The organism is Pseudorhizobium xiangyangii (genome assembly GCF_020531965.1).
In the GTDB taxonomy this organism is placed as follows: Bacteria; Pseudomonadota; Alphaproteobacteria; order Rhizobiales; family Rhizobiaceae; genus Neorhizobium; species Neorhizobium xiangyangii.
Map to the genome: position 1 here is coordinate 211,228 of NZ_JAJAWH010000004.1, position 25,123 is coordinate 236,350.

Annotated in this window: 38 protein-coding genes; 12 read left to right on the forward strand and 26 right to left on the reverse strand. The window is 60.1% G+C overall.

The genetic code is table 11. The annotated features are described in order from the left end of the window. Together LH464_RS05235 and LH464_RS05240 are read right to left on the reverse strand one after the other, a co-directional pair. The gene (locus tag LH464_RS05235) at positions 1-618 is read right to left on the reverse strand and encodes a hypothetical protein (protein ID WP_226785311.1); all 618 of its coding nucleotides are present in this window, start codon (positions 616-618) and stop codon (positions 1-3) included. Next, positions 618-2,507, reverse strand: a complete 1,890-nt coding sequence (locus LH464_RS05240) for a phage tail length tape measure family protein (protein WP_226785312.1) — start codon at positions 2,505-2,507, stop codon at positions 618-620. Before LH464_RS05240 ends, LH464_RS05235 begins: the two co-directional genes overlap by 1 nt. Before the next feature lie 14 nt (positions 2,508-2,521). Here LH464_RS05240 and LH464_RS05245 point away from each other — a divergent pair, with 14 nt between their 5' ends. Further along, positions 2,522-2,785, forward strand: a complete 264-nt coding sequence (locus LH464_RS05245) for a hypothetical protein (RefSeq protein ID WP_226785313.1) — start codon at positions 2,522-2,524, stop codon at positions 2,783-2,785. Here LH464_RS05245 and LH464_RS05250 read toward each other — a convergent pair. From LH464_RS05250 to LH464_RS05365, 24 genes are all read right to left on the reverse strand, one after another. Then, positions 2,782-2,931, reverse strand: a complete 150-nt coding sequence (locus tag LH464_RS05250; RefSeq protein ID WP_226785314.1) for a hypothetical protein — start codon at positions 2,929-2,931, stop codon at positions 2,782-2,784. The two genes, LH464_RS05245 and LH464_RS05250, sit on opposite strands and share 4 nt — an antisense overlap. Then, positions 2,931-3,347, reverse strand: coding sequence for a gene transfer agent family protein (locus LH464_RS05255; protein WP_226785315.1), 417 nt, complete (start codon positions 3,345-3,347; stop codon positions 2,931-2,933). Before LH464_RS05255 ends, LH464_RS05250 begins: the two co-directional genes overlap by 1 nt. Continuing rightward, complete coding sequence (locus LH464_RS05260) at positions 3,347-3,796, reverse strand: phage tail tube protein (protein ID WP_226785316.1); 450 nt, start codon at positions 3,794-3,796, stop codon at positions 3,347-3,349. Before LH464_RS05260 ends, LH464_RS05255 begins: the two co-directional genes overlap by 1 nt. Before the next feature lie 20 nt (positions 3,797-3,816). Beyond that, a complete protein-coding gene (locus LH464_RS05265) occupies positions 3,817-4,221 on the reverse strand; it encodes a DUF3168 domain-containing protein (RefSeq protein WP_226785317.1) in 405 nt (134 codons plus the stop codon). 1 nt (position 4,222) lies between these two features. Further along, complete coding sequence (locus LH464_RS05270; protein ID WP_226785318.1) at positions 4,223-4,648, reverse strand: HK97-gp10 family putative phage morphogenesis protein; 426 nt, start codon at positions 4,646-4,648, stop codon at positions 4,223-4,225. Continuing rightward, complete coding sequence (locus LH464_RS05275; protein WP_226785319.1) at positions 4,648-5,001, reverse strand: head-tail adaptor protein; 354 nt, start codon at positions 4,999-5,001, stop codon at positions 4,648-4,650. Before LH464_RS05275 ends, LH464_RS05270 begins: the two co-directional genes overlap by 1 nt. Beyond that, entirely contained in the window at positions 4,988-5,161 is a 174-nt protein-coding gene (locus LH464_RS05280; RefSeq protein WP_226785320.1) for a hypothetical protein, read from the reverse strand. The genes LH464_RS05275 and LH464_RS05280 overlap by 14 nt, the downstream gene beginning before the upstream one ends. 10 nt (positions 5,162-5,171) lie before the next feature. Then, on the reverse strand, positions 5,172-5,753 hold the full coding sequence (locus tag LH464_RS05285; RefSeq protein WP_226785321.1) for a head-tail connector protein: 582 nt from the start codon (positions 5,751-5,753) through the stop codon (positions 5,172-5,174). Positions 5,754-5,809: 56 nt separating this feature from the next. Next, entirely contained in the window at positions 5,810-6,187 is a 378-nt protein-coding gene (locus LH464_RS05290; RefSeq protein ID WP_226785322.1) for a hypothetical protein, read from the reverse strand. Positions 6,188-6,269: 82 nt separating this feature from the next. Next, entirely contained in the window at positions 6,270-7,649 is a 1,380-nt protein-coding gene (locus LH464_RS05295) for a phage major capsid protein (protein ID WP_226785323.1), read from the reverse strand. An 11-nt stretch (positions 7,650-7,660) separates the two neighbouring features. Next, positions 7,661-8,509 (reverse strand): head maturation protease, ClpP-related, encoded by an 849-nt coding sequence (locus LH464_RS05300; protein ID WP_226785324.1) that lies wholly within the window; start codon positions 8,507-8,509, stop codon positions 7,661-7,663. Beyond that, positions 8,487-9,779: a phage portal protein gene (locus LH464_RS05305; RefSeq protein WP_226785325.1), complete on the reverse strand. Its 1,293-nt coding sequence runs from the start codon at positions 9,777-9,779 to the stop codon at positions 8,487-8,489. The genes LH464_RS05300 and LH464_RS05305 overlap by 23 nt, the downstream gene beginning before the upstream one ends. Before the next feature lie 4 nt (positions 9,780-9,783). Beyond that, positions 9,784-11,493 carry a terminase large subunit domain-containing protein gene (locus LH464_RS05310; RefSeq protein WP_226785326.1) on the reverse strand — a complete coding sequence of 570 codons (1,710 nt, stop codon included), beginning with the start codon at positions 11,491-11,493 and terminating at the stop codon, positions 9,784-9,786. Further along, a complete protein-coding gene (locus LH464_RS05315; protein WP_226785327.1) occupies positions 11,480-11,968 on the reverse strand; it encodes a hypothetical protein in 489 nt (162 codons plus the stop codon). The genes LH464_RS05310 and LH464_RS05315 overlap by 14 nt, the downstream gene beginning before the upstream one ends. 82 nt (positions 11,969-12,050) lie before the next feature. Further along, positions 12,051-12,263 carry a hypothetical protein gene (locus tag LH464_RS05320; RefSeq protein WP_226785328.1) on the reverse strand — a complete coding sequence of 71 codons (213 nt, stop codon included), beginning with the start codon at positions 12,261-12,263 and terminating at the stop codon, positions 12,051-12,053. Positions 12,264-12,265: 2 nt separating this feature from the next. After that, complete coding sequence (locus LH464_RS05325; RefSeq protein ID WP_226785329.1) at positions 12,266-12,697, reverse strand: HNH endonuclease; 432 nt, start codon at positions 12,695-12,697, stop codon at positions 12,266-12,268. 153 nt (positions 12,698-12,850) lie between these two features. Continuing rightward, positions 12,851-13,489, reverse strand: a complete 639-nt coding sequence (nusG, locus tag LH464_RS05330) for a transcription termination/antitermination protein NusG (RefSeq protein ID WP_226785330.1) — start codon at positions 13,487-13,489, stop codon at positions 12,851-12,853. A 4-nt stretch (positions 13,490-13,493) separates the two neighbouring features. Further along, positions 13,494-14,699 carry a helix-turn-helix domain-containing protein gene (locus tag LH464_RS05335; RefSeq protein WP_226785331.1) on the reverse strand — a complete coding sequence of 402 codons (1,206 nt, stop codon included), beginning with the start codon at positions 14,697-14,699 and terminating at the stop codon, positions 13,494-13,496. Further along, complete coding sequence (locus LH464_RS05340; protein WP_390624923.1) at positions 14,696-16,822, reverse strand: DNA cytosine methyltransferase; 2,127 nt, start codon at positions 16,820-16,822, stop codon at positions 14,696-14,698. Before LH464_RS05340 ends, LH464_RS05335 begins: the two co-directional genes overlap by 4 nt. Positions 16,823-16,824: 2 nt before the next feature. Then, the gene (locus tag LH464_RS05345; RefSeq protein WP_226785332.1) at positions 16,825-17,124 is read right to left on the reverse strand and encodes a hypothetical protein; all 300 of its coding nucleotides are present in this window, start codon (positions 17,122-17,124) and stop codon (positions 16,825-16,827) included. Further along, positions 17,121-18,578 carry a hypothetical protein gene (locus LH464_RS05350; protein ID WP_226785333.1) on the reverse strand — a complete coding sequence of 486 codons (1,458 nt, stop codon included), beginning with the start codon at positions 18,576-18,578 and terminating at the stop codon, positions 17,121-17,123. Before LH464_RS05350 ends, LH464_RS05345 begins: the two co-directional genes overlap by 4 nt. After that, complete coding sequence (locus LH464_RS05355; protein ID WP_226785334.1) at positions 18,575-18,775, reverse strand: hypothetical protein; 201 nt, start codon at positions 18,773-18,775, stop codon at positions 18,575-18,577. Before LH464_RS05355 ends, LH464_RS05350 begins: the two co-directional genes overlap by 4 nt. Positions 18,776-19,004: 229 nt before the next feature. After that, positions 19,005-19,493, reverse strand: coding sequence for a hypothetical protein (locus tag LH464_RS05360; protein ID WP_226785335.1), 489 nt, complete (start codon positions 19,491-19,493; stop codon positions 19,005-19,007). A 350-nt stretch (positions 19,494-19,843) separates the two neighbouring features. After that, on the reverse strand, positions 19,844-20,089 hold the full coding sequence (locus LH464_RS05365) for a hypothetical protein (protein ID WP_226785336.1): 246 nt from the start codon (positions 20,087-20,089) through the stop codon (positions 19,844-19,846). 76 nt (positions 20,090-20,165) lie between these two features. Between LH464_RS05365 and LH464_RS05370 the strand changes: the two genes are divergently transcribed. The 11 genes from LH464_RS05370 to LH464_RS05420 all read left to right on the forward strand — a co-directional run. Further along, a complete protein-coding gene (locus LH464_RS05370) occupies positions 20,166-20,879 on the forward strand; it encodes an XRE family transcriptional regulator (RefSeq protein ID WP_226785337.1) in 714 nt (237 codons plus the stop codon). A 460-nt stretch (positions 20,880-21,339) separates the two neighbouring features. After that, positions 21,340-21,537, forward strand: coding sequence for a hypothetical protein (locus LH464_RS05375; protein WP_226785338.1), 198 nt, complete (start codon positions 21,340-21,342; stop codon positions 21,535-21,537). A gap of 57 nt (positions 21,538-21,594) precedes the next feature. Continuing rightward, a complete protein-coding gene (locus LH464_RS05380; RefSeq protein WP_226785339.1) occupies positions 21,595-22,005 on the forward strand; it encodes a hypothetical protein in 411 nt (136 codons plus the stop codon). After that, the gene (locus LH464_RS05385) at positions 22,005-22,253 is read left to right on the forward strand and encodes a hypothetical protein (protein ID WP_226785340.1); all 249 of its coding nucleotides are present in this window, start codon (positions 22,005-22,007) and stop codon (positions 22,251-22,253) included. Before LH464_RS05380 ends, LH464_RS05385 begins: the two co-directional genes overlap by 1 nt. Then, the gene (locus LH464_RS05390; RefSeq protein ID WP_226785341.1) at positions 22,250-22,582 is read left to right on the forward strand and encodes a hypothetical protein; all 333 of its coding nucleotides are present in this window, start codon (positions 22,250-22,252) and stop codon (positions 22,580-22,582) included. The genes LH464_RS05385 and LH464_RS05390 overlap by 4 nt, the downstream gene beginning before the upstream one ends. Next, a complete protein-coding gene (locus tag LH464_RS05395; RefSeq protein ID WP_226785342.1) occupies positions 22,579-22,899 on the forward strand; it encodes a hypothetical protein in 321 nt (106 codons plus the stop codon). Before LH464_RS05390 ends, LH464_RS05395 begins: the two co-directional genes overlap by 4 nt. Further along, entirely contained in the window at positions 22,896-23,381 is a 486-nt protein-coding gene (locus LH464_RS05400; protein WP_226785343.1) for a hypothetical protein, read from the forward strand. The genes LH464_RS05395 and LH464_RS05400 overlap by 4 nt, the downstream gene beginning before the upstream one ends. After that, complete coding sequence (locus LH464_RS05405) at positions 23,381-23,590, forward strand: YheV family putative metal-binding protein (RefSeq protein WP_226785344.1); 210 nt, start codon at positions 23,381-23,383, stop codon at positions 23,588-23,590. The genes LH464_RS05400 and LH464_RS05405 overlap by 1 nt, the downstream gene beginning before the upstream one ends. Positions 23,591-23,762: 172 nt before the next feature. Further along, the gene (locus LH464_RS05410) at positions 23,763-24,332 is read left to right on the forward strand and encodes a hypothetical protein (protein WP_226785345.1); all 570 of its coding nucleotides are present in this window, start codon (positions 23,763-23,765) and stop codon (positions 24,330-24,332) included. Next, positions 24,325-24,588, forward strand: a complete 264-nt coding sequence (locus LH464_RS05415) for a hypothetical protein (RefSeq protein ID WP_226785346.1) — start codon at positions 24,325-24,327, stop codon at positions 24,586-24,588. The genes LH464_RS05410 and LH464_RS05415 overlap by 8 nt, the downstream gene beginning before the upstream one ends. Next, the coding region (locus tag LH464_RS05420) for a helix-turn-helix domain-containing protein (RefSeq protein ID WP_226785347.1) at positions 24,585-25,123 on the forward strand (539 nt) is incomplete at its 3' end. The genes LH464_RS05415 and LH464_RS05420, both read left to right, overlap by 4 nt.

The following is a 25,123-nucleotide window of genomic DNA, read 5'->3' on the forward strand; positions in this document are numbered from 1 at the left end:
TCACTGCCCTTCTACGAGTTGGAACGAAGCCGTGTAGCGCCCGCCCGACTGTTGGACGGACCAGCTATTCGGAACGGGCCGCATGACAAGGCCGGGACGTGCAAAGCGCACAACGGTGCCAGCAGCCGATACCGCGGCGAAAGGCGGCGGCTCGATCGTGATGGTTCGCGACGTGCCCGAGCCGGTCACTTCCGTGATGCGTCCGATGTGGCGACGGAGGCCGTTCTCCAGACCGAGGCGGTCACCCACGACAAGAGATAGCCCTGCATCGACACTACCGACGTTCAGGACGTTCCCGCCCGTCACCGACACTATAGCCCCGGCATCATCGGCCGGCGCCTGGTTCTGGCCGTGGTTCTTCGGATAGCAAACATGAGGATGCCGGAACATCACGCGGTTCTTGTCACGCAGCGAAAGCCACCACGCCTCCAGCTCGGCAAACTGCGAATGACGAAGGCCCTTCGTTACAAGCGTTGCCAGCCATGCCGGATCTGCCACCTGCGTATAGTTTATCAGCCGAGCACCAGACGGAGAGGCCTTCACCTGATCGTTGAGGGCGAAGTCGGCCGTGACGAACTTGAAGCCCTCCGGCAGCTCGCGAGGAAAGGTGATCGCCATTAAACCTGCCTGCGCTTCTGTCCGTCGCGGACGACTGCCTTTACCGTTCCCGGTAGCTCCGCCTTCATGCGCGCCAGATCGCGGCGCACGGCGGCGAGTTCCGACTTGTCGGCTCCTGGAGCGTTGATGACGGGTGCGAAATTGATGCTGGTCGTGCCACCGGGAACCTTGGGAATAATCCGACCGCTGACGTTCGGAACGAACAGCTCCGGCCGCTTCTCACCGACGACGTAGGGTTGGCCAGCGGTGACGGGGCCACCTCTCTCACGAGGAGTAGGGATAGGCCCAGTCTTTGGAAGCGCCGCAAAGCCGCCACCACCGAAAATGCTGCCTATACCACCGAATAGGCCGTCGAGCGCCGAACTCATCAACTTGTCAGCGATGCGGCCAAGCGCATTCGCCAGGATGTCAGCCGCAGACTTGCCGGCCTTGAGGTCCGAAACGATGCCTTCCAGCACGTCGCGACCTACCGCCTTCAGTTCCTGCATTGCCTCTTTGCTGGCCTTGATGGCATCGCGCTCGGCATAGGTTGCCGCGACCAGTTCCGCGATCTTCGCCTTCTGCTCTTCAGTTGCGGCAGCACCAGCACGGCGCAGAGCGTTGGCTTCGGCTCGCTCGGCATCAGTGGCGCTGATCATCTGCTGTTCGAATTCAAGCTGCTCGATCAGATCGGAAACCGCCTTGCGCTCGCGCTCAGCCTCGCTGATTGCCTTTGCGCGGCTTTTACCCGCCCGTGAGGCCGCTTTCGAACCATCGTCCGTGCCCAACTCGATCGTCGGACGGCCAGAAGGCGTCGGGCCAGCATCAGGAAGGTTGAATTCCTGCCCTTGGATCGTTGCATCGGCGCCGAACTGATCCGTCCGGCCTGCGCTGCGCCAAGTGCGCGGATCGTTCATCCGGGCCTGAGCCTGCGCTATGGCTGCGTTTGTCTGGCGAACGGCATCCGAAGCCCCGAGGGCAGACCCCGCCAGCTGGTCGAACATCGTCTTGAAATCAGCCAGCGCCGGAATGCCGGTGCTGTTGATCGCCGTCGCGAGAGCGTCCTGAACAGACTTGACGTCTTCGACCTTCAGAGACCCGTCCTCAGCCGCGCTGGCGAAGTCGTTGAACGCGGTCTGTAGACCGGTAATGACTCCCGTCTCTTCGCCTGCGCTTTGCAGCTGAGATACAAGGTCCGTGATCGCAATCGCCGCGTCATCGATCTGCGTGCGGGTGTCTGCCAGTGCCCGCTCGTTTATGATACCGCCTGCCTCATTCAGTTCTGCAGCGCGGCTGGCGCGTTCGAGTTCGTCGGAATATTCGCGGAGAGCCGGGACTGCATCGCCCCATTCCTTCGCCATGGCGCGGATAAGGTCGGCCTGCTTCTTCAGCGTCTCCTCAGACTTCTCGCCCTCAGAAAACAGAGTGGAGAAATACTGGATCGCCGTCCCGCCTAGTCCGATGATGGCGATCGTCGCAATGGACACAGGGTTGATCAGCGACGTAAATGCGCCAGCAAGAGCACCCACGGCCGCACGAGCGCCGCCCTGCCCCAATACCTGGTTGATCTGCGTTCCCTGCTGGAGAGCGATCAGGAAAGGCGACTGCCCGCCTGCAAGTTGCACGCCGATATCGTTTAGCTGGGCTGCAAGGTTCGAGGTTTGGACAGCAGAACCCTTCATTGCCGTTTCGAGCTTACGCCCGGCATCAGCTCCAGCCCGTCCCGCTCGATTGCTGTTGGCAACAACACCAGCGAATGCACCAGAGGCAGCCTTATCGATCCCGCCGAAAGCATTCTCGATAGCCGTGGTGTCGCGCTGCGTCTGGCCAATGAGCGTCTTCAACTGGCGCTGGATTTGGCGCGTGTCGGCGCTGATGCTAAGCACCAACTGTTCGTTATCGGTTGCCAATGGAGAACCCCTCAATGGATGGCTGGCTTAAAGCCCTGATCGCAACTGCCTGCGTCGTCATCATCGCCGGTGGCGGCTATTATGCGTGGTCGCAGTACAGAGATGCGGAGCGGCGTGAGCTGCTGGCAGAGCAACGGGCTTGCACCCAACGAGTGCGGGACATCGGTAACCTCAAGACGCGCTCTGACGACCAGCAGGCGCTTACAAGGTGCATATTCCGCGGCTTCATCTCGACCGCCGATCTAGATGACGCGAAGAAAAAGGCTCTGGGCGGCTAGCTGTTAAGCCACTCCCAGAGATCGTCCTTTTCGGACTCGTTCAGCTTCTTGTCGCCGTCCGGATCGTTGGCCTCGATGAAGCCATCCAGAGCGGCGAGGTATTCAAAGACGGAACACGCCAGCGTTTCCGCCGGCGTCATCCCCATTACGATGCCGTTTGCGATGATGGCGGCAAATCGGAACTTGCCGTTCGGGAGCGGGTCTTCCGCTTTCCCTGACTTGCCGCCGCCGATTTTTTTCCGACCGCTTCCTCCGGTGCGCCGACGACGCCAGCGCCAAGGACAGTCTGGGCGATCACGAGGTTTTCGAGCGGCCGACGCTCTTCCACCTCAGTCTCGATCAGCTTGAGAGCTTCAGCCTGGGGCATACCTGCACCGATCAGGCCCCACTTGATGACCTCGGAAATGTCCTGAAGCTTCCACCGGCCGGTAAGGAGCCGATCAAGCACAACGTAGGGCCCCGCATCGCAGGCCTCCTGGATCTTCATCAGTTCGCGCCAGGCCAGCTTGAACCTCGTCCGCTGGCCATTAAACGGAACTTCGCAGGAACCGTCTCTGCTCATTATGGAGTAGCCGGCGTGACGGTGCGGACCATTTCGCCGTCGCTCTGCATCGAGACGTTCAGCGTTGCGCGGCCGGCATTGGCAGCACCTGCTTCGACGCTTTCAAGATGCATGGAGCCGGTCCACGTGATGGTTTTCGCGGGAAACTCCCACTCGACCTTGACCGGGATAGCGTCGATGCTTTCGAACGCATCAAGCCAAGTCTCGACGCTTTCGGACGCGAGAACGCCCTCGCCGCTGATCGACATGGAGAGCGAAGTCGCATCGCGGCCGACCCAGTCAATGGCGTCCGGATCGTCGCAGTCGGGGACGTTGACTTCTTCAAGCCCCTTGTTGAGCGTGATCGAGCGCTGCGTGAAGCCGCAGGGAGCCGCGTACACGATCGGGGTGGCGTCATTGCCGATGAGGACGCGGAACTTCCCGCCCTTGATGGTCGTAGCCTTGGCCATTGGTATTCTCCTGGTGGCGGTTAAGGTTGTTCCGCGAAGCCCTCAAAGGTCATCACGGCATGCGAGGTGAGCCCGTCCGGATCGCGGAGGAACCGCGTCTGCCGGTGACGGAAGTCGACAAGAGCGTTTGTCGGGATGGTCAGTTCTGGCGACTTGAGCGCCTTGCGGATCTCGTCGCTGATCTTCTTCGCTTCCGGGAAGCCTTGAGCGCGGGACCAGACATCGATGTCGAGCGAGATTTCGAACCCATCGACGCAGTCAGCGTCGTCGCTCGTCTCGTCGCCTTCCCCAACTGTGATGTAGGGAAACGTCGGATTCTCCGGAACGCTGTCGTAGACACGGACGCCGACAAATGCAGTCACAGCAGCAGCGGCTTTCAGGCGCGTCACGATCGCGACCTGAAGCTCGAATGAGGGTGAGGCCATCTTATTTGCTCTTCGCCTTCTTCACGGCCCTGCGGACGGCTGCGGCCATCTTGGATCGAACTTTCTTCCGCTCCTGTCGCCAGGTCGGGAAGATGTGCGGTCGCTTCGCCATCTTGACGGTACCGAATTCAAGGAAGCGCCAGATGTAGTCCGCAAACACGCCTGTGGCGTTCGGGTCTTTGGTGTTGCTGTTGGACGCACCGCCGCCGATGGATCGCTCTTTCGGTCGGTTCGCCAGCTTGTCGGCCTGAATGCTCGACTGATAGGCACCGGTGCGTGGACCAGGCGCCCGCGGCTTGATCTTGTTGGCGACGGTCTGCGCCGCCTCGATCTGAGCCTTCGCCAGTTCTTTCTCTGCTTCCGGCACAATGCCGTTGAGGAGGCGCATGGTCTTCTCGCGGCCCAGCATCTTCGCCTTGAAGGCCATCAGGCAGCCACTCCAGTCTGAGCTTCCAGATAGACGAACCGCCGATCGGTCACGGCATCCACGATCTTGACCGCGTAGACGTCACCGGTGCGAGCGTCCCTCATTCTCCAGTCGTTCGTGATTTCCCGCGTCTGTGAGGATGAACGAAGGTAGACGCCAAGCAGGTTTCGGCCTTCCAGCCGGTCGGCAACAACAGCTTCTGAGCCGCCGCGGGAGCGAAATGCTGCCCAAACGGTGAACTGCTCCTGAAACTCGCCGCGGGTATTCCCCGCCCCGTCGTCAATCTCGATACGCTTGTCGAAGGCGACACGATGCTGCAGCTCCTGCGCAGTCGGGGCTTTAATCGGCGCCATCGGCTGATTTCCCTGCTGGCTCGACTTCGACGGCCTTGCCGGCGGCGATCGCCTGCTCTGCGCACTCGCGCTTAACGGTCGCTTCCATGCCGGCGAGATAGCCGACCGTCGTTTGAGGGGTCGGCTTGTAGTCAAATGAGTGGGTGAAACGGACGCGCATAGCTGGCTCCTTAGATTCTCGGAGGCTTGTATTTGCTGACGAGCTCGCGCTCGAAATCTTTCAGGTGCTCTCGATTTGCCGTGGCTGCCTCATCGATCTGCATCTGAACACGCATCTTGATCGCGCTCTTGATATCTTCCGGCGTGGTCGCCTTGCCATCTTTCAACGGCCAGCCGGCGACATAGTCGATCGAGATAGGCGAGGTCTCATAGAGACTGGTGGGAAAGACATATGCGTCGAAGAACCGAGCGAAATAGGTTCCGCCGGCATCCGATTGAAGGAGGTACTCGGCTGGAGTGACGGGCGCGGAAACACCGTCAATGTCTTTCCAATCAACAGAGGTAATGCGCTGTACAGGGCGGAGCGGCAAAAACATGCTGCGCTCAAAGCGTCCGAATGAAACCCGCCAAGTCTGCTCGACCAGCGAAATCCCCAGCTTGCCGTTCCATCCCTCATAGTGGGCGACCGCTGATTTGATGGCGCTCTCGATTTCAGAATCCAGATCATCGCCATCAATACGTAAGGAGGATTTTACCTCCTCGACGGTTACCGGAAGGACGGTCGCTGGCGTTGCCAGAACGGGACGAAACATCAAAACCCCCTTGCTATAGAGGGACCGGGCGCCAGAGGACGCCCGGTCCGATCGCACTACTCGTCGGACTTGTTGCCGTAGACACTGAGATCGAGGCCTTGGCCGACGAAATCCGGGTCGGATGGGTGGCGGCGGCGAGGATCGTTAAAATCGCCGCCGTTCTGGACAGCCGACGTACCTGCCCGCGGATTGTTTTCGATTGCCGGATGATCGACCGGGATGGCCTTCTTAATCTCCGGCTCGATAAATGCTCCGCTGGCTGCATCCATTTCGGTTGCTGGTGCCGGGTTGGTCACAGCCATGGTTTCAGGCAGGCGGCCTTCTTCCTTGGCGATGGCGGTGGCTTTCTCAGCAGCTTCGGCTCGCTTCTGGCGATTTTCCTCAGCTACTTGCTCAGGGGACTTACCCGTCGGCGTGGTAGTTTTCTTGGCCATTTTGGCCTCCTGTTCAGTTGAGGTTGAAGAATGAGACGGGCCAAGGTGGCCCGCCTACTTGTCCCCCATCAGTGAAGACGGCTTAGGTGGCCGCCATCTTCAGGGCCTTGATGGCCTGCGGGTCCTGGACGCCACCGCCAACGCGTTTCGTGGTGTAGAACATCACGTAGGGCTTGTTGGAGTATGGGTCGCGCAGAACACGGACGCCGGTGCGGTCGATAACCAAGTAGCCGCGGCGGAAGTCACCGAAGGCAATCGGCACAGCGCTCGCTGCGATGTTCGGCATAGCCGCCATTTCAGTTACGGGGTAGCCGAGCAACTGAGACGGCTGCCCGATCTGAAAGGAAGGCTGCCAGATGTAGTTTCCGTCGCCATCCTTCAGCTTACGGACAGTGCCGAGAGCATTGCGGTTGGTGGCGAAACGAGCATTCTGCTGCATGACCTGCGGTAGCATGTACACGAGATCGATCAGCTCATCCGTGACGATGGCGGTTGCGCTTGCAGCGGTCTTCAGGGCGATTGCGCCGAGAGGATGAGCCGCAGCATTCGCCGCACCCGTCACATATGTCAGGAAGCCGTTGGGCTTGTTGGTGCCATTGCCGGACACGAACGCGACACCTTCCTGATAGGCAAACTCGGTCTCGACCTCGCTCGCCAACCACTGCTCCAGGTTGATCTCCGCATCGTCGAGCATCTGCTGCGTTGCTGCCGGGTTCGCATAGAGCTCTCCAGGAGTGAACGTCAGCGGGCCGAATTCCGGCGTTGCCGTTTCCGGACGGGCTGCGGTCTCTCCCACCCAGCCGGACCCAGTCCCGCGAAGATTGAAGAGTTTCTTGAAGCCGGCGCCGGAGATCGTCTGCACCTGCGCGATCTGGCGCATGGGTGAGATTTCCACCAGCTTGTCGACGATCGTACGGTCCCACTCCACCGGCGCAAGATACCCGCCCTCGTCGTCCGCCCCCTTATTGAGGGAGGCCTGGACTTCACCCTTGCGGAAGTGAGCGCGGAAAGCGTCGGTATATTCGCGATCCTTCACTTCCTCACTGCCAGCGCCGAGCTGTGCCGCAACAATTTTGGCATTGATGTCGTCGATGGCCTTCTGCAGATCGCCGACCGAGGAATTCACCCGCTCCAGCTTATCTGTCGTGACAACGTCATCGAAGCGCTTGCTGATCTCCTTCTCCTTCTCCGCATGCGTGGACTTGAAGGTCTCGAAAGCTTTGTTCACGGCCTCGATCGCGGCCTTAACGTCACCGGGGGCGCCTTCCGCACGAACGGACAGGATACCGCGTAGTTTCGGCTGCGGGAGACCAGGAAGAACCATAGTCATTGCCATCACGACATCCGCAGCTACCGGGGGATGGATGAGAGCGAGATGAGCGTCGGAAACGCCTCCGAAAACTACGCAGGCGCCGACGATCAGCAGAGCGACAAGCCCTGCCAAAGCATAGGTCTTTTTCATGTTGAGGGTCCTTAGTTGAGGAACGAACTGGAAAGCCGCTGAAGTGCGGCACTGATGTCGTCAGCGTCCTGCGTGACGGGAGCGACAGCGCCTTGCGCGCCGCCCTTTACCTCGCTCAGAAGCGTCCTGCGTTCCGAGCGGGGAATTCCGGATTTGGCAAGGTGGGCATCCACCTTGCGAAGAGCATTCACCGAGCGGCCGCTTTCGGCCTTCGTTTTATCTTCGGTAATTTGATCGGCGGGGAGAAAGGCTGTCGCGAGACCTTCGGAAACGGCTTGCTCACCATTGAACCAGGTTTCATTGTCCATCCATTCCGCAGCTTTTGCCTTCTTCACGCCTGCCCGATCCGCGTAGACCGTCGCCATCGCGTCATCGAAGGGCTCCATCGTCTTCGCTGCTTCGGCGAGATCGTGTCGATTGCCGATCGCAATAACCCAGGCATTATGAACCATCAGGAAGCCGGCCTTGCCGATCTGGATCTCGTCGCCGGCCATTGCGATGACGGAGGCTGCTGAGGCGGCCAGCCCAAGGATTCGGACCGTTACCTTCTTCGGATGGGCCCGAAGCGCGTTGTAAATCGCCACCCCCTCGAAAAAGTCACCCCCAGGCGAATTCAGATCGACGAACACATCCTGATCACCAATCGCCCGAAGGGCTGCAGCGACCCGCTTCGATGTCACGCCACCACCGGTCCAGAAATCCTCACCGATCACATCGAGGATGGAGATCGTATTTTCCGTCGTCTGGTTGGCCGCCATGATGCCGGCGTTCCAGCGGTCGATAGCTTCCGCATCCGTCTCAAAAGCGCAGATGGTCGGCAAACGTTCAGCCCTGATCTCAGGCAGGTTCCGGAGGCTCATTTTCACTGCTCCTGTTTGGCTGTGCTCCACCCGTGGCAAGCGCGTTGGGTGCAATCTGCTTTTCTGGAAGGTCCATGGTTTCTCGGACCTCCTCATAATCCATCCATGGCTGGTGACCGCCAGAACCGAGCGCCTTGGAGAAGAAGTCGGCCTGGTCTTTCATCGAGCCACGCAGCAACGCGCCGACATTGAACTTTCCTTCGTACTGATCCGCCTCGGTATCAGTCAGGAGCGAGCGCTCGATCGCCTGCTCCCACGCTTCGAACCATGGGTTCAGGCCATAGCGGACGAAAAACTGGCCCAGCACATCAATGCCGGATCCCCACGAGGTATCATCGACGCCGAGGAGCGGCCGAGGGACACCGAAGGGCCGCGCAATTTCCTCGATCTGGTGCTTGCGCTGCTCAATGTGTTGGCTGTCCCGTCCGCTCTGCGAGAAGGGCTTGGCGTCAAGGCCTTCCTCGCCGATGATCCACTTGTGCGCCATATCGGCACCCTCGCGGTCATCCATCTGCTGCTTCAGTCGGTGGAACGCCTCGTCCGAAAGAGTGTCCGTGACCGACATCAAGCCGCCGACCAGCATGCCGTTCTTGAACAGACGTGCTGCAGCGCGCTCGGTCTGAAGCGCAAGGCCGATGGCCTCCGCCGCCTGCTTCACAAGGGAAAGACCGGAGATCCCATCCTCGGATAACCCGAAGCGGAGATGGAAGACATCCTGCTGCGCTAGAGTGATCTTTCCACCGTCTGGCCGCTGATACTCATATTCGAGAGACCAGTCGGCGCGCTGCTTTGGGCGCACTTTCTCGGTAGCGAGTGGCACGAGCTGGACAATCTGCCCACGGCTGCGCACGATCCTTGCGAATGCATCACCGCGACTTCCGTCTCCGTTGTAGCCGAGCGCCCTTTGCTGCATCAGAGAGCGGAACTCGAAAGCCGTCTGCCAGGCATTCGGCTTGCGGTGAAGAACACGAAACAATGGATGCTCGACGGCCTTCTTTTTCGTTTCCTTGTCACGAAGATGCAGCGGCAGAGCGCCGATCGCGAAAGAGACCAGGGACACACAGCGAATAACCGTCGTATTTTTCATCGCCGATTTCGGCGTGACAGATATCCCGCTTTGGGTCTCCAACCCGTCTCGGAGAAAATTCACGAGCCGCGGATCACTCATGTCCCAGAACTGGCCGAGCTCTCCGCCCATGGCATTGACGTGGGACACCGGAGGGGCAACAGCCGTCACCTCACCACGCTTGAAAATGCTGAAAATGCTCATCCAGTTACACCATTCTCAGCCCGCGGGTTTCGTAAACGGAGGGACCATTGGCCTCCGGGTTCTGGAACATCAGCATCGCCGCATTAAAGAGAGCCATCAGCGGGTCAATTTTCGCCGCGCCAGACACTTCTTTGGTCACGACGTAGTTGCTTCCCTTAAGTGTCTGCCTTGCATTTCCAACACACCAAGCCATGATCGGTTGGTCGCCATGGACAAAGCGTCGATCCTCAAGCTTCAACGGTACAGAAGAAATAGCGGTCTGGAGCTTCCATCCCTGCATCACAGCCTGAACCATTGGGTATTCGAGCTCGGCATCCGCGAGTGCATCGAGCAGCAGTGCTACGCCCGCCGAATCGAGCCCTATGCCTGCGGTCTCTGGCAGCTTTCCGCTGTCCGCCACCTTCCTGCATATGGCAGCGGCAGACGCAGCCTGGTCTTCACCGCTGCTTGCTACGATCAGATCGCCATCTTCATCCGCAAACTTGCGTAGCTGTCCGGCAATGCTCTTTCGACGATCAAACACACTCTCGCGAGCCCAAGCACGTCCCCAGCCAAGCCAGCGCTTCGTCTTCGCCTCTCGTCCGATGACGTAGAGGCCCGCCAAGTCATCCGCGCCACCCCAGTCGATGCCGATGGTGCAAACTTCCGATCGCGCAAGAAGATCGTCCAGACCCGTCAGGCTGTCATCGATGCAGCTTGCCCAATGTAGGGCTCCTGACCATCCGTCACCGCCAAGACCAACGCCGATCTCAATGTTGAGATGCTGGCTGGCCCACACTTGCTCCGCTTCCTTGCTGACCTTTCCGTTGTTCTCGTAGTCATCGACCAAAGCCTGCGGATCAATCGATCGACCAAGGTTCGGCAAAAGATGCAACCAGTTTTTTTGATCTCTCCAGTACTCGTGATCGAGCTGCTTTTCCCGCGGGAACTCATACAGGACCGGAAGCATGATCGGCGCGGCGCCACCCTTTCCGTCTCGGACGGCGCGGGCCTTCTTGAGTTCGGCTTCCCATATCCCTGCTGGGCGTTGGTCGGACTGGGTTGTGATCATCAGCACCTGGCCGCGCTGCTTCGTAATCCCGCCGCCCCGGATCTGCTGCATGACTCTGACCGCGTTCGCGTTCTTTCCCAGCTCGTGCAACTCGTCGATGATTGTGAGGATCGGTATTTCACCGGTCACGATAGACGTGTCGAAGGTCTTTACGTTTAGCTTCGTGCCGGTTTTGATGCGCGTGATGCACTTGAGATGATCCTGAACGTCGAATACATCTTTGAGCCTTGGATCTATCCTGATCATGCCCTGGGCTTGTTCGAAGCACCGTAGCGAGATGTTCTGGCTCGGCGCGACAATCAACATCTGCCGATTTGGCGCCTCTTCCATGTAGAGGGCGGTTAGACCGAGAGCGGCCACATAGGTGGTCTTCGAGTTCTTCTTCGGCACCATGCAAAGAAGTTCCCAAACCAGACGCCGCTGCGTCTCAGGGTCTTCGCTCCCCAAAAAGGCGCAAAGAATGTCCTTGAACCAATCGCCGCATGCCTCCGACAATGGCGGATTACCTGGAACATCTGGAAGCCGGAGACGGTTGAAGAATGCCAAAGCTTTTGCTGCACGTTGCCTGTTGAGCGGAACGTCAGCCATCGGCGTATCGCCCGCCTGCAGCTTCTCCCACCAGTCCGGACACGCGAAGCGAGGAAGATCCTCAGTGTCGAGCATTCTGTGACGCTTCCTGCTCCAGCTCGGCCATCAGATCGGCGTCTGCATCAAGTGCCCGCTGAGCAACCTGCGCCTTTTTCCCCATACGCTCAGGAGCATGTACCGTCGCATCTGGCTTACTGTCGGAACCGAGCTCGCGCTCAATCTCCATTCGGTCATTGCGCTCCATGAGCTTGCCGAATTCCTTAAACGCCCCGACGTTGCCTTTCTCGGAAAGCTCCCACGCGAGCTCCAGCCGGCGAAGCTCAAGTCGATCGCGAGCAACGTCACGTTGGCGAAGCTCATAAAAATAATACTTGTGCAGCGTCGGCAAAGTGACGCCAAGCGCAGTTGCAATCCGAGGACTCGCCCAACCGAGCGCCACCAACATACTGACTCTGTTGCGGTTTCTTGCAGAAACCTCATGAGGAGGTCGGCCCCGTTTAGTCGGCCGGTCCACCCAAGGGTTCCCGAAGAGGTCGAAATTCTCGATCATGAAAAATAAAATCTCTGAATGTGAGGGGCGCGGGTCCGGGAGGAGAGGCCCTTTTGAACTTTTGACCTCCCCCCGTGGAGGATCAGACCGCCTCTATCTGGTCGGCCTCTTCCTGTTCGACCCGATAACCAAGGCCAATCACGGTCAGTCTCAGCTCCGATCGATTGCCGGCCGCCTGTACCACCTCGAAGCCCATGAGGCCCGGCACAGACTTGCCATCAATAAGAAGAATGGACTTCCCGTTCTCGCGGTGACGAACGACGATGCGTGAGTTGCTGGGCTTTGGAATTGCCATCATCACCACCGGGACTGCGCCCGCTCCTGCTTCTGTTTCTCGCTGTCGTGATAGATCTTGCTCACGGTCTGCAGGTTCGCGGGATCAAAGAACAATCGCTCATCACCGCGATGCGGACGGATGTGGTCGACCACTGCACTGTTGGGTGCAGGGTACTTGCCGATGCAGAGCACCTTGGTGTGCTGGCAGGTGTAGTTATCCCTCAACAGGATCTCGTGCCGCAGCTTCTGCCACCGCTCGGTCTTGTACCACTTGCGCCAAGAGACGTTGTGGTCTCGCTCCTGAAGGCGGGCCTTCTCGTCACCAGGCGCACGGCCTATGCGAGGAGCAAGAGAACCTATCCTTGGCTGCAGTGTCTTGAGGCGTCCCATATCTCTTGATGCAACGAAGGCGACCGATATGGTCGCCTTGTTGGTCCGCCTGTAAATGATCATAGCTTTCGCACTGGCCCTGAATCGGCGCCTCGCATGGGAGGCTGTCAGGGTTGGGGCTGACCGGCGTACCGACCTCGGGATTGCTCCCCGCTTTCTAGGCGTTCTCAGAGGCTCACTTCAGGATCATCAGCTCATCCAGTAGAAGAATAGCTGTCACAACTTCCGAAGCATGGCAAGAGGCACAGTCACAGGCACATCTCCGCCCATCAGCCGTATCGTGACGACCACATCACCGCGCCCCTTCCGGTTCGGAGTGACCACGCTCGCTGTCAGCCCGAAGAAGGGCCCATCGGTAATCTCAACCCGTTCGCCGGCACCAAGTATCAGACCAACCACCTTCTCGGCATCATAGGCACCGTTGCTTGCCATGGCATTGAATCTGCTGACTTCCTTATCGCTGATGCGCATCGGCCGCTCGCATCCGCCCAGCACGTCGATTGCGTGCTCTACACCCTGTAGGCCCGCCAGATACTCGGCCTTCGGCATCATTTGGACCAGCACATAACCATGGATTACCGGCATCATCGAACCCTCGATCACGCGGTGCCGACGACGAAGATCCGGCCCTTTCCGCATCGGCACGAGGGAACGTATCCCCATCACATCGAGTGTATTTTCCACAGTCTTTTCCCGTCCTGTCCAGACGCGAAGCGCAAACCATGGGGCGCAGCCGCCATTGATTCGGCAGTTCACCGTCGCGAGCGCTCCCTCGTCGAGCAGGCTGTCGGTGATTCGACGCATGCGGTCCTCGAAGCATTCAGGCTTGAACGATCCGACCAGGGTGCCTGTCATCGCCCTATGCTGCATCATCTTCGTCCCTCTCGATCAGTTTTCTCTGGAATGCCTTGAGTGCTTGGCTCACCGCTTCGTCAGGATCATCGATCCCATCCGGCAATGCCGGGAACTGCACGAACGGAAGTCCGTTCGGCTCTGGCATCCAAGGCCAGCAACGGTCATGATGCAGCCGCTTCCATGCCTCCCAGATCGGCCCGCCAACTTCGACCTTGTCGAACGTCGTCGATATCGCAACGATGTGCGGAGGGACGATCACGGGCCTGCGTTCACGCGCGGCCTCATTCAGCTTCACCGCTTCTGGCCAGCCCGCCTTCTCGCGCTTGTCGCGCCAGATGATCGATTCCTTCTCAGGCTTGGCCGCGATGATCGAGTGTTCCAATGGGGTCAGCGTCAGGGGCAGAGGATGCTGGGAAAGCTCGGCGAGACGCAGCGCAGCCCAAGGGCGAGAATACGGATTGTGGCGCTCAGCAGATGCGACCCTCGCTATCTCCGGCTTATCTGCCAGGCGCTCCCATGTTCGCTCCCGCAAGTAGGTCGATGCAGCCTTTGAGAAAGTCCGCCCGCTCGCCTTCATCGCATCCAGATAATCCGGGGTCTTTTCCTCGCAAGCCTTGCGCTGGTCGGGAGTTAGCGACAGCCACGCCCGCCGCGTCTTCCCCTCGTCGTCAACTCCGTAGGTGGGCCAGCTCGCCCACCATTTACGCAATCGCCGCTCCAGCGCCTTTGGATTTTCTTCCCCTTCCGAACCATCCGATCCCGCGCTAGCGCGCTCTTTTTCAGATGATGGTTCTATTGGTGGTTCTATTACGGTTCGGGTGACACCGTGACACCCCTCTCTGTCGTCTGTGTCACCCCTCTCTGCAGGATTGTCACCCGTTGATGCCTCGATAACGGGTGACACCGTGTCACCCGTCTTCCCCGGTGTGTGGGAAAACAGACGGGCGAGGTTGAAGTCGTAGCGCGTGGCCTGCCCCGGCCGGCCGGTGGCCTCCTTCACGACGACAAGGATGCCCTCCGTCACGAAGTCGGAAAGGATGCGCTGGATCGTCCGCTCGGAAAGCTCGGTCTCTGTCGCCAGCCGCTTCACGCCCGGGTAAATGCCCCTGCCCTCGTCGTCGGCAAAGTCAGCCAGGCGCACCGCCAAAAGCTTTCTATTGCACCCGCCAAGGTTCATGCGGAACAGCCGGCTCATGATCATGATGCTCATGCTGCCACCGCCTGCACCGCGAGGTGTCCGCAGTTGGCCGCGACGATCGCAGCGTATGGATACGGGGAAACGGAATTGCCGACGCAGGACACCTGCACGGACTTCGAGAACGGCACCCACACCGGCTCTCCGCCGCCCTCCGGCTCGGCCCATCCGCCATCGATGACATAGTTGGGTGGGAACCCCTGCGCGTTGTAGAGCTCCCGCGGCGTCAGCATGCGCATGCCGATATCGACGATGACGTAGTTATCGCCGTTGATCGTCAGCGTGACGAGCTCGCGCTCATCCCAGAAGCCGTGAGAGCGGAGGAAATCAGCAACTTGCCGCGCTCGGGCCACCTGGTCGGCGGTGAACGGCGGAACTTCGAGCGATGCTTCGACGTGACCGTGGCGATCCTTCGTTGTGATGGTGCGCGAAGGCTGGTTTTCCTCGCCGCCATCGCCGGTCCCGTAATAGGCTTGGAGATATGGCGCCACGAGCATCGACTTTCCACCGCCATCTGCCGTGATCGTGGCAGACGGCTCTTCCATCGCGTGTCCGGTCGAGGTTCCGAACTGACGGGAAATGAAGGCACTGACGACGCCCTGCTGCGATCCGGAGGCGGTGACTGTCGAGACCGGCTCGTCAGCCGACCTACCCGGATTAACACCACCATCGCGTCGGCTGTCGTTGTTATGCTGCGCGATGAACGCAGTCGCGACACACACGTCGGCCTTGGCTGTCATCGTCGCCAGCGGCTCGTCGCCACCGCGAGGGCGGCTCTGCCCAGCCCTGCCGCCGCAGCCGACGAGGGTCGGGATAATGACCGAGTTCTGGTCTTTCTTGCTCGCCGTGATCGTATGGTGCGGCTGCTCGACGCTGCGCACCGCGCCGCCCTGCTGGGCATGCGTGAGGACAGGAGCGACGACGGAAAGCCCAGCACCGCCGGCGGTGATGGTGTGCGTGGGCTCATCGGCCCCGTTGAACGGCTTGCCGGAATTGCGCATCGTCATCAGGCGCGGGGCGATTATGCCAAGCGGCGCTGCTCCACCGGGGCGCTTGATGAAGCTGTTTGCCGTGACGGTCGGCATGGGTTCGCGAAGGTCCGAACCGGTTGCGCCGATATTGAAGCGGGTCAATGACGGCGCGACGACTGCATGCTTGATGCCTCCGGCCACAACGGTGCCAAGCGGAGCTGCGGCATCCATGCAGCGGGGGTCCTGCCCCTTGCGTTCGCCATACCCGGTCTGGACGATGAACGGGCGTTCCGCATCCAGCACATAGCGCTTCATGCCACGCGCCACCCGGGCCATGGTATTGTCCGCGAGAGGCCGCACGGCGCGAAGTCCGTGTTTCGCCATCACCTCCCCGCTCGTGTCGAATATCGAAGGGCAAGGCAGTGACCAGTCGATGATTTCCGCCGCAGTGCGCCACGACAGTTTCCGGCCTGCGATCACGTCTGCATCACCCGGCGCGCCGTGCGTAGGTTCCGGCCAAACGATGGGCCGTCCATCAAACCGGATAATCATGAATAGCCTCTTGCGGATCGTCGGCGCGCCAAAGTCGCAGGCCCGCAGTTCACGATAGGCGATCTTCCCGCCCAGCTTGCGCAGTTGCTTGCACCACTTCTGGAAGGTCTCGCCCTTGCGCTCGGGATCGGGCATCAGGCCGCGCTCTGTCGGGACAAGCGGACCATAGTCCTTAAACTCCTCGACGTTTTCCATGGTGATGACGTCGATCCTGCCGCCGCTCTTCTGGATGCGTTCCACCCAGCCGGGAATGATCCATGCCAGGTCGCGGATGTTGCGCTCGACAGGCTTGCCGCCTTTCGCCTTGGAGAAGTGCTTGCAGTCCGGCGAGAAGTGCATCAGCCCGATATGGCGACCGGCGAGATGATCGAGCGGGTCAACCTTCCAGACGTTTTCCGAAAGGTGCAGCGTCTGGGGATGGTTCGCCGCGTGCAGCGCAAGCGCCGCAGGGTTATGGTTGATGGCGATGTCGGGCGAGCGGCCGAGTGCCATCTCTATTCCCGTCGAAGCGCCACCGCCGCCCGCGAAGCTGTCAACGATCATGGGCGGAAACTTGGCATGCTGGCGAATCAGGTCCGCCGTGCTCGCTTCGCCGAAGAGTGTCCCGGAGTGCATGTTCATCGGCCAGTCCCCTTCCCGCGCGCCGCATGCATCATCTGCAGGCGCGTGTGTTCCACGACCATCAGGATCGTCAGCGGATAGCTTCCGTCCTTCAGGCGTCTTGCGTTGATCTTGGCGACAAGCGCCGACAGGTAGGCGTCCCCGGCCTCGAATCCGTCCCGCTTCAAAAGCTCTCGGATCTTCAGGAGATCGCGCTGGATCACCCCTTCAGGCACCGTGCAGAGCCATTCGGCCCGCTCGCGATGCGTCGGCGCGTCCCGGAGGTGTTCGACGATTGGCAGGAGGCGCGCAGTCATGCCGCCACCGCCTTTCCGGCCAGCACGACGGCAGCCGTCGCCTCAAGCGCGGTCATTCCGGCGACGGAGATCCGCCAGCCATCATCGCTGGCCTCGATAAGTCCTCGAGTCGAGAAGTCCGTGATCAGCGCATCAGCCACGAGGCCGCGAATGCCGACACCACGCCGAAGCGCTCCAGCGTCGAAACTGTCTTGTTCGGCAATCCAAATCAGCGCCCGCGCACACTCCTCGTCGACCCGCTCTTCCACGCTCTTGCGGGGCGTCTCGCGCTCGAACTCATCCTTGGTCGGAGCAAAGCCCATCGGCGCGACGTTGCCGCCTGCACCCGGCGTCAGTGGCGGTACGCTCTGGTAATCCTTCCAGTCGACACGGATGATCTGAGGAAAACCGCCACCGTACGATCCATCCTCGTTCCGCTCCCAGACGAACCAGGCGGTGTTCATCTGGCTAGAGGCTTCATTCCCTTCCCATCCGTCCTGGTGCATCATGGGAAGGCGGCGCGTGAAGACGTAGATCCGGCTGGGCGGGCACTCATCCATCAAGAAGCGCCTATCCAAATCCTCGCATCCGCACATGAAGTTGAGATTCAGCAGCGCCGCCATCTTGTGTGGCCGATGCACCCTCAGCGCGTGGGCCAGAAAACGATTGAGGATGTGCTTCCCATAAGGAGGGTTAGTCACGATGTCAGGCGAGGTGCCACCGCTTGCAACCGTGTCGAGGAAGTCTCCCACCTGCTGGATCTCGCCATGCTGTGTGGTGGTACCGTAATCCGCGAGATCAGCAATTCGGACCTCATAGCCCGCCGTTTCCAGCTTCTTCGAGATATGGCCGCGCCCACATGCCGGCTCGTCAACGGTTGCCGAAAAGCTCTCCAGCGCCAGAAGTGTGGAGGTACCCTCATCAGGCGTAAAATAGGCGTTGTTTCCACGTTCTTCGGCCGATCGAGACTTCGTGCCTATCGCGTGACCCGCCGCCTTTTTCAGCGCCGCGCGGCTCGGCTCCAGCCCTTCGGAAAGCCGTGCCTCGACGATCCGCTCCACGAACTGCGGCTCAGCACGGACGGCATTGCGCAGCTGTCGCGCCGCGTGCAGTTGCTGGCGATCGACGCCGACTTCATCGAGTGTAAAACTGTTTTCATCTGAAACGGTTTTTGGCCGTCCGCCCCGCGAAATCTCGCCTTTCGCCTGGGCCGTATCCACGGCGTCCGCCATGGCGACGTAGCACATCGTTTCGATCTTCAGCGCATCGGCCTGCATGCGCCGCGCCTTCTCGACCAGCTCGCGAGAGGCCTTCACCCGTTCAGCAGAACCCGCCGCAGCCTTCGCCTGGTCGTAGGCAACGGAAGACAGCTTGAGTGCCTTCTCGACGTCGCCAGCATCCAGCAGAGCCCGCGCCCGTTCGACAGTCTCGACGAGATCTGAATGGCCGGAGGTGCGCGCAAGAGCCGTCGTCATTGGATGCTATCCCTGAAGTGAGTTCGGTAGGCATCGTGCAATGCGGTCGAGAGCTCATCGGCCTCGAAACCGGAATGAATCCCAAGAGCCACAGCCAGAACAATCACCATGTGCAGTGCCTGATGGTCGTCCTCCGGCAACAGCTCAACGACCTCGGAGAGATCCTCATCTGTCCAAGTTCCGACTATCTCGCGCATGTTCGCGCCCTCGCCTGAAGGACTGGGGAGCCGGTGTGCAAATCACGCCAGCAGATGCCACTTTCAATGCGGTCCCGCGTGAAGCGGTCTTCGACATACGCGTCCGTCGGGTGAACAGGTTCACCGAAGTCGCGTAGCGCCGCTGCATCCAGATGCGCGAAAACCGCCCGCAGGTTTCGACCCTGCGAACGGAAAAGCCGCACCTCTAGGCTGTTGCTCATCTTCAAGGTCAATCCCCGGAGACCAGGGACAGGCCCGCACGGGCACCACCCCGTGCCTTGATGGTGGCAAGCGAAGCGCGAAGATCAGAAAGCCCCTTCTGTATGCCGGAGGCGGCGCGATCGATGGTCTGCGCTTCCGAGGGGGACACCTGTCCGTCCGCGATGGCAACCGCGATCGAATGCGCCAGTTCCGCCGATTGCCGCATCAGCTCGGCGTGGCTGTTGAGTACGCAGACTTCCGCCTTGCGCTCTTCATCAGGGTCGGAAAGACGACGTCCGTTGGTTTCGGCCAACACGGCAGTGACCAGTGCTTGGCCGCAGTCCCGTTCGAGGACAGCAATGGCGCCAATCGGCATCAGGTCTGGCTCAGAGGAGTTATTCCATCGCCCGACCTCGGACTTGGAGAAGCCGGCCTTTTCGACGACCCGCATGATGCCGCCGCAACGCTCAATCAAGTCCCGCTGTGCAGCTTTGATGCGATAGAGAAATGCGTCCATGTCCTTGATCTCCCTTGGACAAAAGGTTTCCCGCGCCGGGAATTACCCTGCGCGATTCCCGTAGTGGGAACGGTTTCGAAATGAGAAGTTCAGTCCGTCAGCAACTCACGGAGGCCCACATGCACAAACGAGAAGAAAAGAACCGCCGGAGCCGAGAGGTCCGCCGCCCCGGCGGTAGTCGGCACGGTGCAATGCCCACGCACCATGCAGGGGAACTTTCGGCCGGAACCCAATTGCGGCAGGCCCCGGCCGAACGCTTGCTGTCGCCTGGGAGGAGGAGAAACGACGTACAAGCAACGGCTGCCTGGGAGGAGACACGACAGCCGATAGGAATTTTGAAGGGAGGTGCATCACTCAGCGGCCTCCGGAATTGGCGCCAAGCCGCGAGCAATGCAGTTGGCGCGATAAAGCTGATCAGTACCAAAGTTGGTCAGCTTCAGGATCGCCAACCAATAGCGGTCCGGAATACCGGTCTTCTGCCATTTGTAGATCGCATCCCGAGTCAAGACATGATCGAGCTTTTCAAGCTCAGCCTGAATAGCTGCAGGCCCGCCTGCGGTTTTGATGATGTCGGACACGGTCTGGGCGTTTTCCATGCTGCATACGTAATAGATTTTAAATCTACACGCAAGCCATCCGAAATCTACACCCGAAATAATTTCCGGTCTTAAAATGTATAACATGATTTGGTGGAAGCGATTAGACGAGCGTAGGACGGAGCTGGGCTGGAGCGGGAAGGAACTCGCGCGGCAAAGCGGCATACCCTATGCCAACATAAACAAGTACCTCAACGGCGAAATCGAGCAGCCGCGCGGCGACGTTATCGACCGCTTGGCGAAGACTGTGAAAAAGTCCTCGCTCTGGCTGAAAGAAGGCATCGATCAAGAGGATATTGAGATTTCACTGGCGCCTGGTCGCCTGGTACCAGTGGCCATCGCTGGCAGCGTGGAGGCTGGCACTTTCCGGGAGGTCGACGACCTAGACCAATCTGAGCCTCAATACCTGTCCCTGCCTTCCGACGACCGCTTCCCGCACGCGCGCCTTATGGCGTTCAACGTGTCAGGCGATTCCATGAATGATCTCCGGCCTCGCCCAATCCTCCCCGGCGACCGTGTCGTTTGCGTTTCCTACGAGGATATAGCAAACGAAGCGGCCCTGCGGGATGGCATGGTAGTGGTTGTTGAGAGAACGCGTGACGGCGGCCACACCCGGGAGTGGTCGATCAAGCAAGTCGAAATATATGCCGACCGCACAGAGTTTCATCCGCGCTCGACCAATCCCCGACACAAGCCCATCGTGATCGAAAGAGATATGGAGGCTGATGCCGGGACGTCAGTCCAGATCTTGGGACTGGTTCGCCGCATCACCAACGATCTGCCTTTCTAGGCGGATACCGTTTCGCCGCCCCGGTAATTAATCGCAAATAGCCTTCCGATGGCGCTCTCGCAGCGGGCGCAACAATAGGCAAGAGACGAGAGGTATTGGCTCTCGACCAGCTCGTCTGCATCGCTTGGAGCTCCCGGAACAGCAGGCACGTGCACTTCCCGCGCGCTCTCCTTCAGACAGCTTTCGCACCGGATATGTAGCTCAAATACGCGAGCACTTTTACCTGCATGCTGCATTTTGTTCTCCTTTGGTTCACATAAATCCATGGATACCAAAGTGAGTCGAGTCGTTTTCCAACTGTAGATTTTATTTCTATCACGGGATTGACGTATCACTAATGTAGATTTATTTTCTACCTCATCCGGTCATTCCCCTGTGACTGGATTGTCCTCCTGCCCCGAGGCCCGATGTCCGACAGCATCGGGCCGAAGGCGGGAACTTCAACCGGATGAGGAAGACCATGAAAACCGCCAGCTACAATCCCGTACGCGTCCGCAACATCCCCTTGGAACTTGCGCAGCTCCAGCGCGAGCGCGGCACAGCCATGACCCGCTCCGAGTTCAAGGCGCTCGGTTACACCGACGACCACCTTTCAGAGGCCACCATCGCGAAGGCTGCCGAGACTTTCTCGCGCCTGGAGAACCGGGAGGCAGCCTGATCCGCTTCGGTGACCGCATCTGCGCGATGCGGCATCCGAAACGGATGGAGGCATTCCATGACCCAGAACCTCACACACCTCACCGACGACCAGCTGGACCAGCGGCACGCTGTTCTGCAGGACGACATTACAATCGCGCGGCGCTGGGGTGACGACACAGCAAAGGCCGAGCGGGTCCTCATCGAAGTTGAGGAAGAGCAGGCGCGCCGGCGCATCATCGCGAGCCGCGGCGGCAACATCCATGTGCTTCCGATCGTGTTCGACGACCCCGGCGTCAGGCCACCCCGCACCGTTTCCGCACCGGTCATCAAGGGCGCGGCAGCCGCACGCAGCGAAAGCAGACTGCCGCGCTACGGCCTGATTGGCGCACTTGGTGCCCTTTGCATCCTCCTCGCCTTCTCCGCCGCCCTCGCCGGTCATCGCCTCGTCGAACTTGACGCCCGCTATGCAGCAATGGAGCGCGTGTGATGGAAGCGATTGCCGAAATCATGACCGCACGAAACGCCTTCGCCGCCGATCTGGCGAAGGAGAAAGTCGCGCTTCCCCTACGTCATCTCGAGGACCAATGCGGAACTGTCGTTGATGCCAATGACCAGCCGGTGTTTGTCGTCGACGTCAATCGTGAGCGCCCCGACTTTGAAGTCGCAAAGATTGCGATGTGGATTGTCCTGGCTGTCAACGTCTGCGGCGGCAGCACTCTGGGGCGCGCCCAATGAGCGCCAAGATCCTCGCTTTCCCGCGTCCCGCGCCGCGCCTGGTGCCGGCTCCCTCGCTCGGTGAACTGCTAAGGCGGCGCGGCGACCCCACCCTTACCTACTTCGAGCGCAAACAGATCGCCCTGGCGATCGATATGCACCGCGCCGCCGGACACCTTCTCACACTTTCCGAAGAGGCTCACTCGAGAGAGGCCGGCATTGCATCCGGCACCAACGCGCTCGAAAGCGCTCTTTTCAGCGCTCTCTGCCTGAAGGGCTGCAGCAACGACGACCGCGAGCTGATGCAGCTTCTCGCCAACCGCAGAACGAAAAGGGCGGAAGTCCGATGATGATGAAGCCACTGCTTAACGACAACCATGTGACCCGCGTCCGCGAGCTGATCGATAGAGGGTTTCGCCTCCGCGAAATTGCCGAGCGCCTTCAGGTTCTCCCGAGCAACTTGGCCGCATTCATGCAGCGACACGACATTCACGTCATTGCAACCGGCAAGGTTCCCCCGCCGGATCTATCCCGGGAGGATCGCACGGTCGTCTTCACCAACCGGACCGATCCCGTCTCCGGCGCGGCACGCATCAAGCGCGCCAGCCTTCCCGCCATCACCATGCACCGCCAGTCACTCTGCGAAACGTGGGGGATCACCCAATGACAGAACGTCAGCCGACGGTCGAGCAGCAGAAATGGACGCGCTGGCAGGGTGGCGAGATGCCAGTCCCTGAAGGAACTGCGGTAGAAGTTATCCTGCGATACGGGAAGCAGGTAGTGGCACAGGCCGGATCCGGTTACGCCACGCGATGGTCCTATGACAGCAAGTTCGGCGACCACGACGATATCGTCTTTTATCGGCTCTACTCCCCCGCACCCGAGACGCATTCGACGGGGCATCCGAAAGACCCGAATGGACCTGAGATTGCAGATCGGGAGCTGTTTCCATCTACGCTTGACCCATTGGCGACACCGCTAGCTCTCCCGCCGCCCGTATCGAATGTGATGGTGACCGACCAGATGGTCACGGATGCTCGTGAGGCATACCGCAAGCAGACCGGCACAGAGGACTATCAGCTCGACGGCTGGATAGACGAAGCCTTGCGCGCTGCAATCGTCGCCGCCCTCGCGCCGGAGGGCAAGTGATGGCCTATCCGAAGATGAAGCCGTGCCCGAACTGCAAGGACACCGACAACCTCAACGTCTTCAACTACGACGGCTGGCGCCATGTTGAATGCGTGAAGTGCAACTATCTCGGACCGGGATGCAGCAGCTTCGCCCACGCGATCCGACATTACAACGCCGAGCAGGATAAGCGCGCCGCCCTCGCCACCACGGAGGGCTCGGCAGAATGACGTATCAGATCGGGCCGATTTCCCTCACGAAGCAAGATGACCTTTTCGTCGCGCGCAACAGCTCGCGGGGTGATTTCAATAGCGTCAAATTCACTTATGCCGAACTGATCCGGTTCAGGTCTCTGGTTGACGCTGCCATCGCTGATCATCCACCCCAAAGCGAGGAAGCGCGATGAACATCACGTCTGACGAACTCATTGCAATCCATGCCGAGCAGCGCGCCAAAGAGCGCTACGGTATCGAACTCTCCGACGCCGACCGCGCGGACATGATCGCCCAGGTGAAAGACGGGCGGGGTCTATTCTTCAAAAAGAAGGAAGGCTCCAGCAAGGTTTCCATCTGGCTCGTATGGTGGGCTGCCGCATCGCGCATCGTGCCGATCTATTACAAGACCGGCCGCGTTCTGACCGTCTTGCCGACCGATGCGTTTTTCGGCCCCACGCCACCGCCCCAATCGAATTTGCGGTGGCCGTCGTGGTGGCGCATGTCGCCGGAAATGGAGATGGCATTCGAAGCCTATGAGGCCGTCGAGGCCGATCTCGATGACTTCGACGGCGACCGGCGCGGCCACCTGCATGCTCTGGCTCGTCGCGAGCACGATCTGCTTAAATCCATCAGTTACTCGCAAGACCCCGAAGATGGTGCCCGCGATAGCTGGCTGATCGACGGTATATTCAAGTCGGTGATCGAGAACCTGCGGGCCTTCCGCGCCGCCACCACGGAGGGCTTGGACGATGCGTGATACTGCAGAACGCCTAGCTCGCCATACCGGCGTCAAGGAGAGCCACCAGATCCTGGTGAGCTTCATGGTCGAGATCCAGAGGCGGCACGACGCAATCCCGATGAGCATCTTCGGCGGGCCTAAGCCCGCGCATCGGGAGCTTGCCGCCATACATTCAGCACTGGCCGAACTTGGCGCGCTCCTGACGGCCCACGCCACGGAGATTTTCGACGGTACGACTCATTCGCCGCAGGCGATTTCGGAGACCTCGAAATGAAGAACCCGAACCCGGTAAACCTACAGACCAGCGAGGAAGTGCGAGAGAAGGGGTGGCGGGCTGAAAGCCGCGATGCTGACGGTCACCTGATTAGCTGCCACGCCCCATTCGAAGCCGATGATCCAGGCATTGCTGAGTGGATCGTGGAATGCACCCGCAACGGTGAAACAGTTACGTTCTGGCCTGCCGATGCGTCCGCCCCCACACCGAAGCATCATGTGGAGGGCGGCACCTACGCTGATAAGCACGGCGAGCTGCGCCGGTTGCGAGAGGTTCGCGGCCTCGGCACACGCGCCATGGCGGCAGAGATCGGCATTTCGCCTGCGACCCTGAACCGCGCCGAAAATGGCGAGACAGTATCAGTCGAGGTTGCTGCGAAGCTTGGTCCATACATCGGCAAATGCCTTTGCTGCGAACAGCCGATCGGATCGCCAGCACCCGAGAACCATTTGGTGGGACCGGACAGGGCGACCGTTGCCCGCCATATGAAGGACTTCGAAGAGTTTGTCGCCAGGACGGCTCCGAAGCTCCATTG